Below are 16,650 nucleotides of genomic sequence, written 5' to 3' on the forward strand. Positions count from 1 at the left end.
GAATTTAATATTCAGTAAAAAATTACTTCTTTTCGTATGTTTAATTGAATGATTTATGACCTTTGTTGTCGTTTGTTCTGATAATTCGCTAATTTACTTAAAATATAGGAATGTGTTACTTGAGTGAAATAAGTGTTAATCTAGATTTTTTAAGTCAATTTTATTAACTACGGTATCACAAATAGTCTAAAGTAATGGGGTAATTTTTAAAAATATGAAATATAGAAAGAGTTATTTTGCTATATTTTATAGTAAATAAGTGTTCAATATATTTTTTTAAAAACCTGATAATTTCAGGTTTAAAATATAAAGATAATAAATGAAATTCGAATAGATTGAGAGAAATAGATTCCGTTTAGTTGCTAAAAATATAACTCATGATGTTAGCGCCCATTTTTAAAGCTTTTTCGCGTACTGCTGCAGGATCGTTATTGACTTCAGGATCTTCCCAGCCGTCCCCTAAATCGCATTCATAGGTGTACAATAGGACCAGTTTGCTTTTTATAAAAATTCCAAATGCTTGTGGTCGTTTCCCGTCGTGTTCGTGTATTTTTGGTAAGCCAGCAGGAAATGTATAAGGCTTTTGGAAAATAGGATGATTCGCTGGAATTTCAACTAAGTTATTATTGGGGAATACTTTTTTTATTTCTTTTCTTATATATTGGTCCATCCCATAATTATCGTCAATATGAAGAAATCCTCCCGCCAATAAATAATTTTTAAGATTGCTTACTTCAGCTTCATTAAAAACGATATTTCCGTGACCAGTGAGGTGTACATAAGGATATGAAAATAAATCTGGACTTCCTGGTTCAACAGTTGCCGGTTTTGTTTTTATACGGGTATTAATATTGGTGTTGCAATATTTTATCAAGTTAGGCAGCGACGTTGGATTTGCATACCAATCGCCACCGCCACTGTATTTTACCAAAGCAATTTCTTGCGAAAACAACGGTGTTGAAAGGATTAACAGAAGATAAAATAGTTGCCTCATAATAAAATTAGTTATTCTTCATTAACAAATATTACGCTGTGACAGACAACTATTGCCGCAGTTTCTGTGCGTAATCTGGTGTTTCCCAAAGAAACGGCAGTAAAATCATTTTCAAGTGCGAAAGCAATTTCTTTTTCGGAAAAGTCGCCTTCAGGACCTATCAGCATAGTAATATTTTCATTTGGTTTCAAAACAGATTTCAATGTTTTTTTATCTGTTTCTTCACAATGCGCAATTAGTTTTACATCTTCATTTTTAAGTTTTACAAATTCTTTAAAAGTGATAGCAGGATTCAATTTTGGCAGATATAATTCATTGGATTGCTTCATCGCTGTCAATAAAATTTTATCAAAGCGTTCGTTGTTGATTACTTTGCGTTCGGAGTGATCGCAAATTATTGGTGTAATCTCCTGTATACCTATTTCTGTGGCTTTCTCAAGAAACCATTCGTAGCGGTCATTCATTTTTGTTGGCGCTACAGCCAGATGCAATCTGAATTTTGAAGGAGCAGCTTTTTCAAAAGAAATGATTTTAACGGTGCATTTACTGTCGGAAGCCAATGTGATTTCAGTTTTAAATAAAAAACCTAAGCCATTGGTAACATATAATAGGTCCGTATCTTTTTTGCGCAATACTTTAATAATGTGTTTGCTTTCCTCTTTATCAAAAGAAAAAATCGAAGTAGATTCCGTAATAGTTGGATTGTAAAATAATTGCATAATTTAGAATTGTATTCTTGCTTTAGAAACTACTGAAGAAGTTTCAAATGATTGTGTTAAAAATTTTTGATAACCCACAATTCCAATCATTGCGGCATTATCAGTGGTGTATTCAAATTTAGGGATAAATGTTTTCCATCCGTATTTATTCTCGGCTTCTTTCAACGTATTTCTAATTCCGGAATTGGCAGAAACGCCTCCGCCAATAGCAATTTGTTTTATTCCGGTTTCTTTTACGGCCAATTTCAATTTATCCATCAAAATTTCAATAATCGTATGCTGAATAGAAGCGCAAATATCATTGAGGTTTTCATCAACAAAATTAGGGTTTTCTAATTTTTTCTTTTGGATAAAATATAAAATTGCCGTTTTCAAACCAGAGAAACTAAAATCTAAACCAGGAACTTTTGGTTTGGTAAAAGCAAATGCTTTTGGATTTCCCAGTTGTGCATATTTATCAATCAAAGGGCCGCCTGGATAGGGAAGTCCTAAAATTTTTGCGCTTTTGTCAAAGGCTTCACCAACTGCATCGTCAGTAGTTTCGCCAATCACAGTCATGTCAAAAAAATCATCCACTTTAATGATTTGAGTATGTCCCCCGCTGATGGTCAAAGCCAAAAAGGGAAAGGTAGGTTTATCAAAACTTTCTTCCTCAATAAAATGAGCCAAAACATGGGCTTGCATGTGGTTTACTGCTATCAATGGAATTTGCAATGCCAGCGCCAATGATTTTGCAAAAGAACTTCCTACCAAAAGCGAACCCATAAGGCCAGGACCTTGGGTGAAAGCAATTGCGGATAGTTGTTCTTTTTGTATATTTGCCTTGCGAAGAGCAGCATCGACAACGGGAACAATATTTTGTTGGTGCGCACGAGAGGCAAGTTCAGGTACCACGCCACCGTATTGATTATGAATTAGCTGATTTGCCACAACATTTGACAGCACTTTATCGTTTTGTAAGATGGCGGCGGCAGTATCGTCACAGGAACTTTCGATGGCAAGAATAAAAACCTCGGGATTTTGCATAAAAAGGCACAAATTTTGAATTACATTTGACGGGTCAATTAAAGAAAAAATATTTTTTCGTCAGATGGCAAAATTAAAGAATTTTTATCAAAGGCGCTCCGTTTCCTATGGCAAAATCAAATTTTAGAACATTAAATAGTAAATAGGTATCAAAAAAGTTATAAAAATAGCGTTGCGCTTGCTGCTTGGACTAATCCTGCTTTTGTTGGTACTTGCTATTGCGCTTACCATGCCAGTTGTTCAGACGAAAATTGCACGTTATTTTACTAATAGTATCAATAAGGATTTTGGAACTAATATTACCATTGATGGTGTTGCCGTTTCGGTTTTTGGTGGGGTGAAATTTAAAAAAGTATTGATTCTGGACCACCACAAAGACACTTTAATTTACTCCGAAAGAATTTCAACCACTATTTTGGAAAGTAAGAAACTACTTAATGGAGATTTGATTTTTGATGGTTTGGATTTGCACGGTTTGCTTTTTAATCTGAGAACTTATAAAAACGAGAAAGAATCTAATCTTGATAAATTCATTAAAGCTTTTGAAACCGGGAAACCTTCCAGCAGAAAGTTTTTGCTTAAAGCAAATAAACTTCAAATTTTTAACGGACGTTTTATCTTAACCGATGATAATAGAGACAATCCAAAAGATCTTGATTTTACAAAACTTAATGCATCCGTAACGGATTTCTTGATATTTGGTCCGGATGTGACGACAAACATAAACAAAATGTCATTTTTAGACTTTCGTGGTTTGTATGTTAAAAATTTGAAATCAAAATTTACCTATTCAAAGAAAAATATTAAGCTTGAAAATCTTGATTTGTTAACGAAAGAATCTACTTTGGTTGGAACGGTTTTGTTGAACTATAAAATTGAAGATTTCTCCAATTTCACTGATAAAGTACTTTTTGATATTCAATTAAAGTCGGCTTCAATTGCTTCAAATGATATTCGTTATTTTTATAAAGAAATTGGTAAGAACCAGCATTTTTATACTAAAGCAAGTATTAAAGGGACGCTGAATGATCTGAAATTTAAAAACCTTGAATTAGTGGATGACCGAAAAACACGAATCAACGGTGATATTAATTTTAAAAATCTGTTTGCCAAAAAAGGTCAGAAATTCTCCATGTACGCTAAGTTTGATAAGTTGACATCCAGCTATGACGATTTGGTGGTTATACTCCCGAATATTTTAGGAACTAAATTACCTAGTTCTTTAAAAAAGTTAGGTCGATTTTCTGCCTCGGGAACTTCTAATGTTTCAACTACAGCAGTTGATGCTGATTTTTCTATGATCACCGCATTGGGAAAAGTAACTTCAAAATTGGCGATTCAAAATATAAATGTAATTGACAAGGCTTCTTATTTAGGGAATGTAATCTTTGATAATTTTGACATTGGAACATTATTGGATCAAAAAGATTTGGGTCGCGTTAGTTTGAATATTGATGTTGATGGAAAAGGTTTTAAACAAAAATTTTTAGATACTGCCATCAAAGGAGATATTAGTCAAATAGATTATAAAAATTACAATTATACCAATATTGTTGTCGACGGTACGCTTAAAAGTCCTTACTATAAAGGTCAAATTTCTGTTAACGACCCAAATTTGAGCATGAATTTTGATGGATTATTGGACTTGAGTAAAAAAGATAGCCGTTACGATTTTCATATCAACGTTGAAAATGCAGATTTGTATAAGTTGAAGTTAATGAAAGATTCGGTTTCGGTGTTTAAAGGCGATGTTGTGGTTCAGGCTTCAGGGAATAATATCGAGAACTTTCAGGGAAATGTCTACATAAACACAACGTCATATAAAAATGCTAAAGACACTTATAATTTTGATGATTTTGCAATAAATTCAACTTTTGACAGCAATAGAGTACGAACGATAACCGTAAATTCTCCAGATATTGTGCAGGGTGAAATTGTAGGGAAATATGAATTCAATCAGTTAGAAAATTTGGTAAAAAATTCTTTAGGAAGTCTTTACACGAATTTTAAACCTAGTAAAGTCAAAAAAGGACAGTTCCTAAAGTTTAATTTTTCCATCTATAATAAGATCATCGAGATATTTTATCCTGAAATTTCTATTGGCTCCAATACTATTGTAAAAGGAAGTATTAACTCCGATAATCAGGAGTTTAAACTCAATTTTAATTCACCTCAGATTATTGCTGCGAACAATACACTTGATAATATTAGAGTTTCAGTGGATAATAAAAACCCATTGTATAATGCTTACATAGAATTAGATAGTATCAAGACGAAATATTATAAAATACGCGATTTTAGCCTTATAAATGTTACGATGAAAGATACGTTGTTCTTTCGTTCTGAATTTAAAGGTGGTCCTAAAGCGGAAGATTATTATAACCTGAATTTATACCACACTATCAATAAAGACAATAATAATGTGGTAGGAATCAGTAAATCAGAAGTGAAATTCAAGGATTATCTTTGGTTTTTAAATGAAAATGAAACACCTGATAACCAAATAGTCTTTGATAAATCATTCAAAAATTTTGATATTGATAACATCATATTATCTCATGAAGACCAATCTATTTCATTAGCTGGGGTTTTTAAAGACACTACCATTAAGGATTTGAAGTTGAGTTTTAAAGACGTTGATTTAAATCAGATTACGCCCGTCAATGAAAAGTTTGTAGTCCATGGAAATATAAATGGAGAAGTGAATTTCAAGCAGAATAACGACGTTTACCAACCGACAGCTTCTATTATTATTGACAAATTGAACGTGAATAAAACGGATTTAGGAACGTTAAATTTTGATATTGAAGGCGACGAAAGTCTGAGGAAATTCAACATCAATTCGAATTTAGAAAATGAAAATGTAGATTTATTCAAAGCGGATGGAAGTTTTGAAATAGTGAATAAAGAAACAATTTTAGATTTACAATTGAAATTTGATAAATTCAATATTGCAACTTTAAACTCTCTTGGCGGTGAAGTATTGTCTAATATACGAGGTTATATTTCAGGGAATTCAACGATTGAAGGAAATCTTAAAAAACCTAATATTAGTGGTCGTCTTTATTTAGATGCTGCTGGAATTACAATACCGTATCTGAATGTAGATTATGGTTTGAGCGATAATACGATTATTGATTTGACGGATGAAAAGTTTCTCTTTAGAAATAATACGCTGACCGATACTAAATATGGAACAAAAGGAAACTTAAACGGAAGTATTGAACATAATAATTTTACGGATTGGAAGTTAGATTTAGCCATTAATTCTAAAAGATTATTAGCATTAGATACTAAAGATAGTGAAGATGCAGCATATTATGGTACAGCTTTTATAGATGGAAAGGCAACTATTAAGGGACCTACAAATTCCTTGTTTATAAAAGTTGAAGCTAAATCTGAGAAAGGAACTGCGGTAAAAATCCCTATAAATAATGCCGAAAGTGTTAGTGATAATATCTTTATTCATTTTGTAACGGCTAAAGAAAAATACAATCTGGAAAATGGTATTGTTGAAAACAACAGAAATTACAACGGACTAGAATTAGAATTTGATTTCGATATTACACCCGATGCCGAAGTAGAAGTAATTCTTGATCGTAATACCGGTCACGGAATGAAAGGAAAAGGTTTTGGATCGTTATTATTTAAAATTAATACTTTGGGAAGATTCAATATGTGGGGAGATTTCCAGGCGTATGAAGGAACCTATAATTTCAAATACGGTGGGCTTATTGATAAGAAATTTGAAGTAAAAAAAGGAGGTTCAATCACATGGGAAGGAAATCCTATGAAGGCGCAATTAAACCTGGAAGCAATCTATAAAACTTCAGCAAATCCTGCTGTTTTATTGGATAACTCTTCTTTTAACACTAAAGTTCCTGTTGAAGTAGTGATAGGTCTTCGAGGCGATTTAACGAGTCCTGAACCCGATTTTAATATTGAATTTCCAACAGTAAGTAATGTTTTGAAATCAGAAATTCAATATAAATTAAACGACAAAGATGTTCGCCAGACGCAAGCGCTGTATTTACTTTCTTCGGGTGGATTCTTAAGTCCGGAAGGAGTGAATCAGTCTGATTTTTCCGGAAGTTTATTTGAAACCGCTTCGAGTATTTTAGGTGGAATTATCCAGTCTGATGATGAGAAATTTAAAGTGGGACTTAATTTCATTGGTGCCGATAGACGAATAGGAAAAGAAACTGATGGAAGATTTGTTGCTACAATTTCATCCAAAATTAATGAAAGAGTGACCATTAATGGTAAACTAGGAGTTCCTTTTGGTGGAATAAATGAATCAGCAATTGTAGGTGATGTTGAAGTTTTATATCGAGTGAATGAGGACGGAACACTTAATTTACGACTTTTTAACAAAGAAAACGACATCAATTATGTTGGTCAAGGAATTGGTTACACGCAAGGTCTAGGGGTTTCTTATGAAGTTGATTTCGATACATTTAAAGAATTTGTCAATAAAATATTTAAAAATTTAAAAATTGAGAGTTTGTCAGCTCCGGTTTCGGAAGATCAAGATTCAAATTTATCTCCAGATTATATTAATTTTTCAAAATCAAAGAAAACGAATCCTGAAAAAATTAAAAAAAATCAGGAAGGTTTGATACCAGAAGAAGACTAGTTGTCACACTTTGGACTTGGAGGCAATATGATTTTGAATTGAAAAAAAGTGACGCCTCAAACTGTTTTGCAGTAAACCATAACGCACATACTTAAATCCACAATTTTTTTTTAGATCCAAACAGGAAAAAACTTTATCATTTCTTGCTAATAAATTGTGCAGTGTATCGACTCGTTTAATAGTGAAAAAACAGACGAATTGTTAATTGTTAAATAAAAGTTGGTTATTTTTCAATTTTGTTAAATAAAAAATCAATTTATTTAGTTTTCTCAAAAACTTATCAACGAAAACGTTTGAATTCATAATGCTTTACTAATTTATTAAAAACACAGCCTTGAAAGTGGTTAATGTTTGCTAATTTTACGCTTTAATACTTAAATAATGCCAAAAACAATAAAAAAAGTTGGTGTTCTAACCTCGGGAGGAGACTCACCAGGAATGAACGCAGCAATTCGCTCAGTTGTTCGTACTTGTGCTTATCATAACATAGAATGTATAGGAATTTATAGAGGATATCAGGGAATGATTGAAGGAGACTTCAAAGAAATGGGACCTCGAAGCGTCAACAACATTGTAAATAAAGGAGGGACGATTTTAAAATCAGCTCGATCTTTAGAATTCAAAACTCCAGAAGGAAGAAAGAAAGCACATGAAAATCTTACTAAAGCCGGAATAGATGCTTTAGTGGTAATAGGTGGTGATGGGACTTTTACAGGAGGGTTGTTATTTAATACGGAGTTTAATTTTCCAGTGATGGGAATTCCGGGAACTATTGATAATGATATTTTTGGAACCAGTCACACCTTAGGATACGATACCGCACTGAATACCGTAGTAGAAGTAATTGACAAAATTAGAGATACTGCGAGTTCCCACAACCGTTTATTCTTTGTAGAGGTGATGGGTAGAGATGCCGGTCATATCGCTTTGAATGCCGGTATAGGAGCAGGAGCAGAGGAAATTCTGATCCCAGAAGAAGATTTAGGTTTAGACCGATTATTAGAATCTTTGCAAAAAAGTAAAGCTTCAGGTAAATCATCCAGTATTGTCGTTATTGCTGAAGGAGATAAAATAGGTAAAAATGTATTCGAATTAAAAGATTACGTTGAAGCCAATTTGCCAGAATATGATGTTAGAGTTTCTGTTTTGGGTCACATGCAACGTGGTGGTTCGCCTTCGTGTTTTGATAGAGTTTTAGCTAGTAGATTAGGTGTAAAAGCTGTTGAATCTTTGATAGAAGGAAAATCGAATTATATGGTTGGATTACAAAATGATAAAGTTTCGTTGACACCTTTGGAACAAGCAATCAAAGGCAAAACAGAGATTGATAGAGAGTTATTAAGAGTTTCAGACATTATGTCTACATAAGTGGTTAAAGTTTATTGTGAGGAAATTAGACTTTATATGAAGTTAATATAAAATAAACAAAAAAATTAAAGTAAAATGTCAAAAGTAAAATTAGGAATAAACGGTTTTGGAAGAATTGGTAGAATTGTATTCAGAGAGTCTTTCAATAGAGATAATGTAGAAGTTGTAGCAATCAACGATTTATTAGATGTAGATCACTTGGCTTACTTATTGAAATATGATTCAGTGCATGGTCGTTTCAACGGAACTGTAGAAGTAAAAGAAGGACAACTTTTTGTAAACGGAAAAAACATTCGTATTACAGCTGAAAGAAATCCAGCAGATTTAAAATGGAATGAAGTTGATGTTGATGTAGTTGCTGAATGTACAGGTTTCTTTACAACTATCGAAACTGCAAACGAGCACATCAAAGGTGGTGCTAAAAAAGTAATTATTTCTGCACCTTCTGCTGATGCACCTATGTTTGTAATGGGAGTTAACCATACTGAAGCTAAAGCTACGGATATGGTTGTTTCTAATGCTTCTTGTACAACAAACTGTTTAGCTCCTTTAGCTAAAGTTATTCACGATAATTTTGAAATTGTTGAAGCTTTGATGACTACTGTTCACGCAACAACTTCAACTCAAATGACTACTGATGGTCCTTCTAGAAAAGACTGGAGAGGTGGACGTGCAGCAAACCTAAATATTATCCCATCATCAACAGGTGCAGCAAAAGCAGTTGGGAAAGTGATTCCATCATTGAACGGAAAATTAACAGGTATGTCAATGCGTGTTCCTACAGCTGACGTTTCTGTAGTAGATTTAACGGTAAAAGTGGCCAAAGAAACTTCTTACGAAGAAATTATGGCAGTTTTGAAAAAGGCTTCTGAAACTACAATGAAAGGTATTTTAGGATACACTGAAGATTTAGTAGTATCGCAGGATTTTATTTCTGATTCAAGAACTTCTATTGTAGATGTTCACGCTGGAATTGGTTTGAATTCTACTTTTTTCAAAATCATCTCTTGGTATGATAATGAATATGGATATTCTAGCAAATTAATTGATTTATCTGTACACATTGCAGGTTTAAAATAATTCTATATATTTACAAATCCCGTTATCTTTATTTTAACGGGATTTTATTTTTTATTACTTTTTTAAAGTAGATGTTTTCCGTTTAACGCAATTAGAAAACAGCTAACTCCGAAACCAAAAACCAAAAAAAAATGAGATTAATAGTTGATAGTGGTTCTACAAAAGCTGATTGGATTGCAGTAGATGACAATGGCAAAGTATTGTTTACAACACAAACATTAGGGTTGAATCCTGAAGTTCTTGAAGCAGATGAAATAGTTGAACGTTTAAATGATCGATTTGATATTTTACAAAATAAAAAGAATGCAACTCATTTGTTCTTTTATGGTGCCGGTTGTGGTACTGATAAAATGAAAATTACACTTTCGCAAGTATTCCAAAAGTATTTTCCTAATGCTATTATTGATGTGAAAGAAGATACTTATGCAGCCGTTTATGCAACAACTCCAAAAGGAGAGAAAGCAATTGTTTCTATATTGGGAACAGGTTCAAACTGCAGCTATTTTGATGGTAAAGAATTGCACCAAAAAGTACAATCTTTAGGCTATATTGCTATGGATGATTGTAGTGGAAATGTTTTTGGAAAAGAATTAATAAGAAAATATTATTTCAATAAAATGCCAAAGGAACTGGCAGCTGAATTTGAAAAAGAATATGATTTAGATCCGGATGCTATAAAAAGCAAACTGTATAAAGAACCAAATCCCAATGCTTATTTAGCGACTTTTGCAAAATTTTTAATTCAGCATAAAGAAACAGAATTCTGCAGAAAAATTATTTTCAAAGGAATGAAGTCTTTTGTAAAAAATTACATCAAACAATATGAAAACTGCAAAGAGGTTCCTGTGCATTTTGTAGGCTCTATTGCTTTTTATTTGAAAGAAGAATTACAAGAAACTTTTGATAAATATGAACTGCAATTAGGTAATGTTTTAAGAAGACCTATTGATGGACTTATTGCGTACCATATAGCAAATAAATAGTTTTAGCTGGTAAAATTCAGTTTTTAACTAAAAAAAATCACTAATAATTTACTTGGTTAAAAGTAAATTGTAAGTGATTTTTTGATTTAATATTATTTGAAATAGTTTCAAACGGAATGCATGTTGCTTAACTCAATGCTGCTATTGAATATTAAAGTATTGCAATCATTGAAATTTCTACATTTACGTTTTTTGGCAAACAAGCCACTTGAACTGTTTCGCGAGCTGGAGCAATTTTTTCGTTAAAATAAGAACCGTAAACAGAGTTTATTTTTCCAAAATCATTCATGTCCATAATGAAGATTGTTGCTTTTACAACGTTATCAAATGTCATTTCTGCTGCTTCCAAAACTGCTTTCATGTTTTGCATCACTTGTTCCGTTTCCAATTCGATGGTTTCTGTAATCAATTCTCCAGATACTGGATTTATCGCAATTTGACCTGAAGTGTAAAGTGTATTTCCTTTAAGAACAGCTTGGTTATAAGGTCCAATTGGAGCCGGAGCATTTTCTGTTAAAATTATTTTTTTCATAAAAGTAAGCTTGTCTAAAGTTAAAAAACGCAGTGTCAATTAGTATTTAATATGGAGTAGAATTATCTGTTGATCGTACTTCTTTTGTCCCATTTGATGTCACTCAATACCCCTGATTTTATTCCGATGAAGAACCCCCAGTTGGCATTGGTACCAAACGGTGACCAATTGAAATCCATTCTCCAGCTTAACAAATCTCTTTCAAAACGGAGTTGTGTAAATGTAACGCCTTTTTGAACAAAATCGTAACCTGTAGAAACGCCCGCTTTCCATTTAGGAGTTATGTCCGCATTAGCAGAAATCATTATCGAGTTCCCAATTATTTGATTCTCTCGGTTGTTATTCCCGTACGTTAATGAATAGGCGAATGTCATGTCCCACGGTAATTTAGAGTTGAAAAATTCAGAAATTTTATCTTCGCCGTCAGTCTCTTCTTCATCTTCAAATTGGCTTCTTCTGCTGTCTCCTAAATCAGTATTTGTACCAAATAAATCATCCTCACGACCACCATTTCGCTGACTTTGAACATTTTTATCTTTTTTATCGTCTTTACCTTTACTCGAAAGAGAATAATTTAAGGTCATGTTAGAACTCGTCATTCTAAAAAGACTTCCGCCATTATCAATATTAAAAACATTAATTCGGTTACCTGAATTATCAATAGCATACGGATCTAATGTTGCCCCAAAATTGACATTCATTTTATTATCCAATAAAGTTGTCCCACCGCTAACTCGTATTGGTGAAAAAGCTAGAGAAGTTACTCCATCTGCATCCAGATTATAGGATGTAGAAAGATTTAAATTATTAAGTAGCATTATTTTTTTGGGCTCTACTTTTGTACTGTCTTTATCAGTTACTTTAGCCTCAAATGTGTTGCTTAAATCAAAACCTAAGGTATTAGAATTGTTTAAACCAGGAGCACCAAAAATTCCATTTTCAAACCGAGTATATTGTTTGTTTATTGTTCCACTAGCGTCAGATGCGTAGGTATCATAATATTTTTCGAAACTAGGAGTGTAACCATACGATACCGACGGTCTCATGACGTGTCTTATAGATTTGATTTTTTTGTCATTACCAAAATTAAAAGTTCCATATATCGTGGTTCCCACGCTTGAGGAGAACGAATACGTTCTAAAAGCGTCAAATCCATTGATGGTTTTATCAATAACTTTACTTTGGTCTACATCATAACTTCTTTCAATTGTTTTAGTATACCAAATTTCCTCGTAATTTAAAGATGATGAAGCACTAAAATATTTAAATAATTTAAAATTCGTACTTAATGGAATGCTGTGTTGGAAACCAACTTTTGCATCGCGGAACATTTGAGGTTTAAAAAACAAAGAATCAGAGGTAACAATACTGTTTCGTCCGTTTAAATTGTATTGTAAGTTGATGTTTTTTAACAAACCTTTTCTAACTCCATCTTTACCCACAAATGGATAAATTCGGTCAACACTCAACTGTAAGGTTGGCAAAGTCATATTAATTTCTTCGGTTTGCGTATTTTGTGAATGTGTTGCAGTCAACGACATTCTTACTTGAGGAACTGATGTAAAAGTTTTTGAATACGATATCGATGAACTCAAAGTATTGTTCAGGTTTGATCCAATATTAACTTGATTGATGGATTGCCGGAAATACTTGCTGCTTCCCAGATTCACAGATGCTGAAAAACTGGAATTAGGATTTGATTTAGAGTCTTTCGAATGTGACCATTGTATGTTGTAAATGTTTTGCTTCAAATAATCTGGATAGCCTCTTTCGCTGGTAATTAAATTTTCAAATCTAACATTCAGGTTTCCTCTGTAGTTGTATCGTTTAGCATAGCTGGATTCAAAACGTAATCCATAGCTTCCGTTGGTGTAATAATCCCCTAAAACCGTTAAATCATAATTATCGCTTAGTGCAAAATAATATCCTAAATTTTGAAGTGAAAATCCTCGATTATTTGAGTCATTGTAACTGGGTAAAATCAACCCAGAAATACTGGTTTCCTTGCTCATTGGAAAAAAAGCGAAGGGTAATGCAATTGGAGTTGGTACGTTTGCGATAACCATATTGGTCAAACCGGTAACTACTTTTTTGCCTGGAATAAATTTTACTTTATTTGTTTGGAAATAATATTCGGGATTATCCACATCTTTAGAAGTTGTAAATCGGGCTCCTTTTAGAAAATAAACCGAGTCGTTCTCTTTCTTTGTTATGGCTGCTTTTATTTTAAATTCACCTTGGTCAGATCTTGAATTCCAAATTAAAGCTTTTTTTGTTTTAAAGTTAAACCGAATAGAATCAGGTTCAATGACATTGGCGCCTTGTTTGAAATTTGGATATTGAGTGTAAGTGCCTGTTGAATCTTTGATACGTCCCGCATAAACTTCATTTTTTTCATAATCCATAACGATTATTCCCGACTTCAGTTCAACGTCTTGATAGTACAATTCTGCTTGGTCATAAAGAGTTATAATTTTTTTCTTCTGATCAATCTTAGCATAGTTATCTGCTTTGTATCTCACTTTACCGTCGAGAAATGCTTTTTTAGGTTTTATGCTGTCGATTTTGATTGTATCGGTATCTTTTTCAACAGTTAAAATAGGAGTTTTACTTTTCGTAATACTTTTTTTTGTACTATCTATTTGTTTAGTAGGGGATATAGCCGTCTTTTTTTTAGGGATATCTTGAGAATATAATTTACCGGACCCAAGTGACAGGAAAATTGATAATAAAACGATATTAAATAAGTTTGTATACAAAGGTTTAAATGCTATTTTTGTAAAATTATGGCCTGTTTTTTGACATGTCAAACTTACATATTATTTTTTGTCAAAAATAGTCAAATAAATAAATTTATAACGGTAGTGTTTTAATTAAATTAACTTATAGCTTTATGCGCAAAACATATAAAATTAAAAGAATATTAACTTTTATTTTGATAATATTTTCGGTAATCGGGTATAGTCAAACCAATAATTTTAAGGTGACTTTAGATGCAGGTCACGGAGCGCATGATTTTGGTGCTGTTTATGAGGGCCGGGTTGAAAAAAACATTGCTTTGGCAGTAGTTTTAAAAGTTGGAAAAATATTAGCAGCCACTCCACAAATGGAGGTGAATTACACCCGGAAAACAGATGTATTTATTGATTTGATCGAAAGAGCTAATATTGCCAACAGATTTAATGCTAATATTTTTGTTTCCATTCATTGTAACGCTAATAGAAACACTGCTGCTGACGGTACCGAAACATACGTAATGGGTTTGAGTAAGGTGGCATCAAACTTAGAAGCTGCTAAAAAAGAGAACTCCGTAATTACATTAGAGAAAGATTACAAACAAAAATATGAAGGATTTGATCCCAACTCTCCAGAAACGATGATTGGAATGACGCTGATGCAAGAGGAATACTTAGATAACAGTATTTCGCTGGCAAGTAAAGTGGAAGACTCTTTTGAAGATCTTGGTAAAAAAATTAGAGGTGGCGGAGTAAAACAAGCTCCTTTTATGGTGCTTCACAAGGCATATATGCCAAGAGTATTAATAGAAATGGGTTTTATCTCTAATACTATTGAAGGAAATAAATTAAATTCAGAAGAAGGACAGGATGAAATTGCCAAAGCTATTGCAGATGCGATTATTAGCTATAAAAAGGAATATTATGGTAGTGGTGAGACAGAAATTTTTGAAGAAAGACCTTCACAAAAAATTAATGAAAAACCAATTAGAGATACGGTTACTCCAGTAAAACCAAAAACGATTTCTCAAACGGTGGAGCCAACGCAAACTAAAAAGATGGTTGACAACTCTAAACCGATATTCAAAGTACAACTTTCGGCAAGCATAAAAAGGATGGAATTGATTCCTAGAAATTTCAATGGGCTAAAAAATATTTCTGTAGCCTATGAAAATAGAGTTTACAAGTATATGTACGGAGAAACTGCTGATTATGATGAAGCAAAAAAGCAATTAAGCGAAGCAAAAGATAAAGGTTACAATACTGCTTTTTTGATAGCTTTCAAAAACGGAGAAAAAATCAACATTCAGGATGCTCTAAAATAATAGCAGTTACTTTTATGTTATAATTGGAAAACACACCTACTTATATTTTGAAGATTCTCAAACAAATTAAAATCGTTTTAATATTACTGTTTTTATTTTCCGCAGTAAATATTTTTCCTCAGTCCAATACTAAGTTTATTGTAATTTTAGATGCGGGTCACGGTGGTAAAGATCCTGGTAATTCTTATCATGGTTTTGTTGAAAAAGAAATTGCACTTAAAACTACATTGAAACTTGAAAAGCTCCTTGAAAAAGAAGGCGGTATTCAAGTCATTCATACCAGGAAATCAGATGTTTTTATAGAATTAAAGGACCGACCTAAAAAAGCGAATAGTCTTGATGCCAATTTATTTATTTCCATACACTGTAATTCTGTCAAAAACCCATTTCCTTTTGGTACAGAAACTTTTGTAATGGGTTTGGCAAGGAGTAAAGGTAACTTGGAAATCGCAAAACAAGAAAATTCAGTTATATTATTGGAGAAAGATTACAAGCAAACTTATAAAGGATTTGATCCCAAAAATCCCGAAACGTTAATAGGGTTGAAAATTCTGCAAGAAGATTATTTAGACCGAAGTATAAATTTAGCTTCAAAAATTGAAAATAATTTTAAAAATAAAGTGCATCGAAAATCAAGAGGTATAAAGCAGACTCCGTTATGGGTTTTGGACGCCGCTTACATGCCCAGTGTATTGATTGAATTAGGATTTTTATCCAATAATGAGGAAGGAATTTTTCTTAATTCAAATGTGGGACAAAACAAGATGGCGCAGGCAATTGCAACAGCAATTATCGCGTACAAAAAAGAATATTTTGGAACACAATCCGATAATACTTATCAGGATACTTCCACCAAAAAAATAACGGAAAACAGTACAAAAAATAATTTAAAGCGCACAAAATCAAAACTAAATATTGAAAAATCAGTTTCACAAAAGAGCGAAACAAAAACACAAAATTCTGAAGTGGTTTTTAAAGTTCAATTTGCCGCCGGAAATAAAAATATCAAATTAAATCCTTCTAATTTTAAAGGTTTAAAAAATGTCAGTGTTAGAACAAACAATGGTTCTTTCTATAAATATGCTTATGGCGCTACAACGGATTATAGTCTTGCGAAACAGAATTTGAAAGAGGTTAAATCCAAAGGGTATTCTTCAGCGTATATTATAGCGTTTAGGAATGGAAAAAATATTAGTGTTGAAGAAGCGCTGAAAAAATTACAACAAGTCAAATAATTTATATTAAATTTGTA

The 16,650-nt window shown here is 32.6% G+C and carries 11 protein-coding genes; 6 read left to right on the forward strand and 5 right to left on the reverse strand.

The genetic code is table 11. The features are described from left to right. Positions 1-355: 355 nt before the first annotated feature. From G7A72_RS15100 to tsaD, 3 genes are read right to left on the reverse strand one after another with little or no spacing between them, the layout of a single operon-like run. On the reverse strand, positions 356-994 hold the full coding sequence (locus G7A72_RS15100; RefSeq protein WP_165153125.1) for a DUF4159 domain-containing protein: 639 nt from the start codon (positions 992-994) through the stop codon (positions 356-358). An 11-nt stretch (positions 995-1,005) separates the two neighbouring features. Continuing rightward, the gene (locus G7A72_RS15105) at positions 1,006-1,713 is read right to left on the reverse strand and encodes a 16S rRNA (uracil(1498)-N(3))-methyltransferase (protein ID WP_165153127.1); all 708 of its coding nucleotides are present in this window, start codon (positions 1,711-1,713) and stop codon (positions 1,006-1,008) included. A 3-nt stretch (positions 1,714-1,716) separates the two neighbouring features. Beyond that, on the reverse strand, positions 1,717-2,739 hold the full coding sequence (gene tsaD / locus G7A72_RS15110) for a tRNA (adenosine(37)-N6)-threonylcarbamoyltransferase complex transferase subunit TsaD (RefSeq protein WP_165153129.1): 1,023 nt from the start codon (positions 2,737-2,739) through the stop codon (positions 1,717-1,719). A gap of 229 nt (positions 2,740-2,968) precedes the next feature. On the opposite strand from tsaD, the gene G7A72_RS15115 reads away from it, so the two are divergent. The 4 genes from G7A72_RS15115 (at position 2,969) to G7A72_RS15130 (ending at position 10,806) form a co-directional block, all read left to right on the forward strand. After that, the gene (locus G7A72_RS15115; protein ID WP_165153786.1) at positions 2,969-7,375 is read left to right on the forward strand and encodes a translocation/assembly module TamB domain-containing protein; all 4,407 of its coding nucleotides are present in this window, start codon (positions 2,969-2,971) and stop codon (positions 7,373-7,375) included. Positions 7,376-7,756: 381 nt separating this feature from the next. After that, positions 7,757-8,743: a 6-phosphofructokinase gene (pfkA, locus tag G7A72_RS15120; RefSeq protein ID WP_165153131.1), complete on the forward strand. Its 987-nt coding sequence runs from the start codon at positions 7,757-7,759 to the stop codon at positions 8,741-8,743. Between the two features lie 75 nt (positions 8,744-8,818). Continuing rightward, a complete protein-coding gene (gene gap / locus G7A72_RS15125; RefSeq protein WP_113635650.1) occupies positions 8,819-9,823 on the forward strand; it encodes a type I glyceraldehyde-3-phosphate dehydrogenase in 1,005 nt (334 codons plus the stop codon). A 131-nt stretch (positions 9,824-9,954) separates the two neighbouring features. After that, the gene (locus G7A72_RS15130) at positions 9,955-10,806 is read left to right on the forward strand and encodes an N-acetylglucosamine kinase (RefSeq protein WP_113666660.1); all 852 of its coding nucleotides are present in this window, start codon (positions 9,955-9,957) and stop codon (positions 10,804-10,806) included. A gap of 151 nt (positions 10,807-10,957) precedes the next feature. On the opposite strand, the gene G7A72_RS15135 is transcribed toward G7A72_RS15130, so the two are convergent. Continuing rightward, positions 10,958-11,338, reverse strand: a complete 381-nt coding sequence (locus G7A72_RS15135; protein WP_165153133.1) for a RidA family protein — start codon at positions 11,336-11,338, stop codon at positions 10,958-10,960. 62 nt (positions 11,339-11,400) lie between these two features. Continuing rightward, complete coding sequence (locus tag G7A72_RS15140) at positions 11,401-14,148, reverse strand: putative LPS assembly protein LptD (protein ID WP_165153135.1); 2,748 nt, start codon at positions 14,146-14,148, stop codon at positions 11,401-11,403. 83 nt (positions 14,149-14,231) lie between these two features. Here G7A72_RS15140 and G7A72_RS15145 point away from each other — a divergent pair, with 83 nt between their 5' ends. Next, positions 14,232-15,398 carry an N-acetylmuramoyl-L-alanine amidase gene (locus G7A72_RS15145; RefSeq protein WP_165153138.1) on the forward strand — a complete coding sequence of 389 codons (1,167 nt, stop codon included), beginning with the start codon at positions 14,232-14,234 and terminating at the stop codon, positions 15,396-15,398. Positions 15,399-15,421: 23 nt separating this feature from the next. After that, positions 15,422-16,633, forward strand: coding sequence for an N-acetylmuramoyl-L-alanine amidase (locus tag G7A72_RS15150; RefSeq protein ID WP_241258525.1), 1,212 nt, complete (start codon positions 15,422-15,424; stop codon positions 16,631-16,633). Positions 16,634-16,650: the final 17 nt, after the last annotated feature.

Origin of the sequence: Flavobacterium sp. Sr18, from assembly GCF_011064265.1 — a bacterium.
GTDB classification, from domain to species: Bacteria; Bacteroidota; Bacteroidia; order Flavobacteriales; family Flavobacteriaceae; genus Flavobacterium; species Flavobacterium petrolei.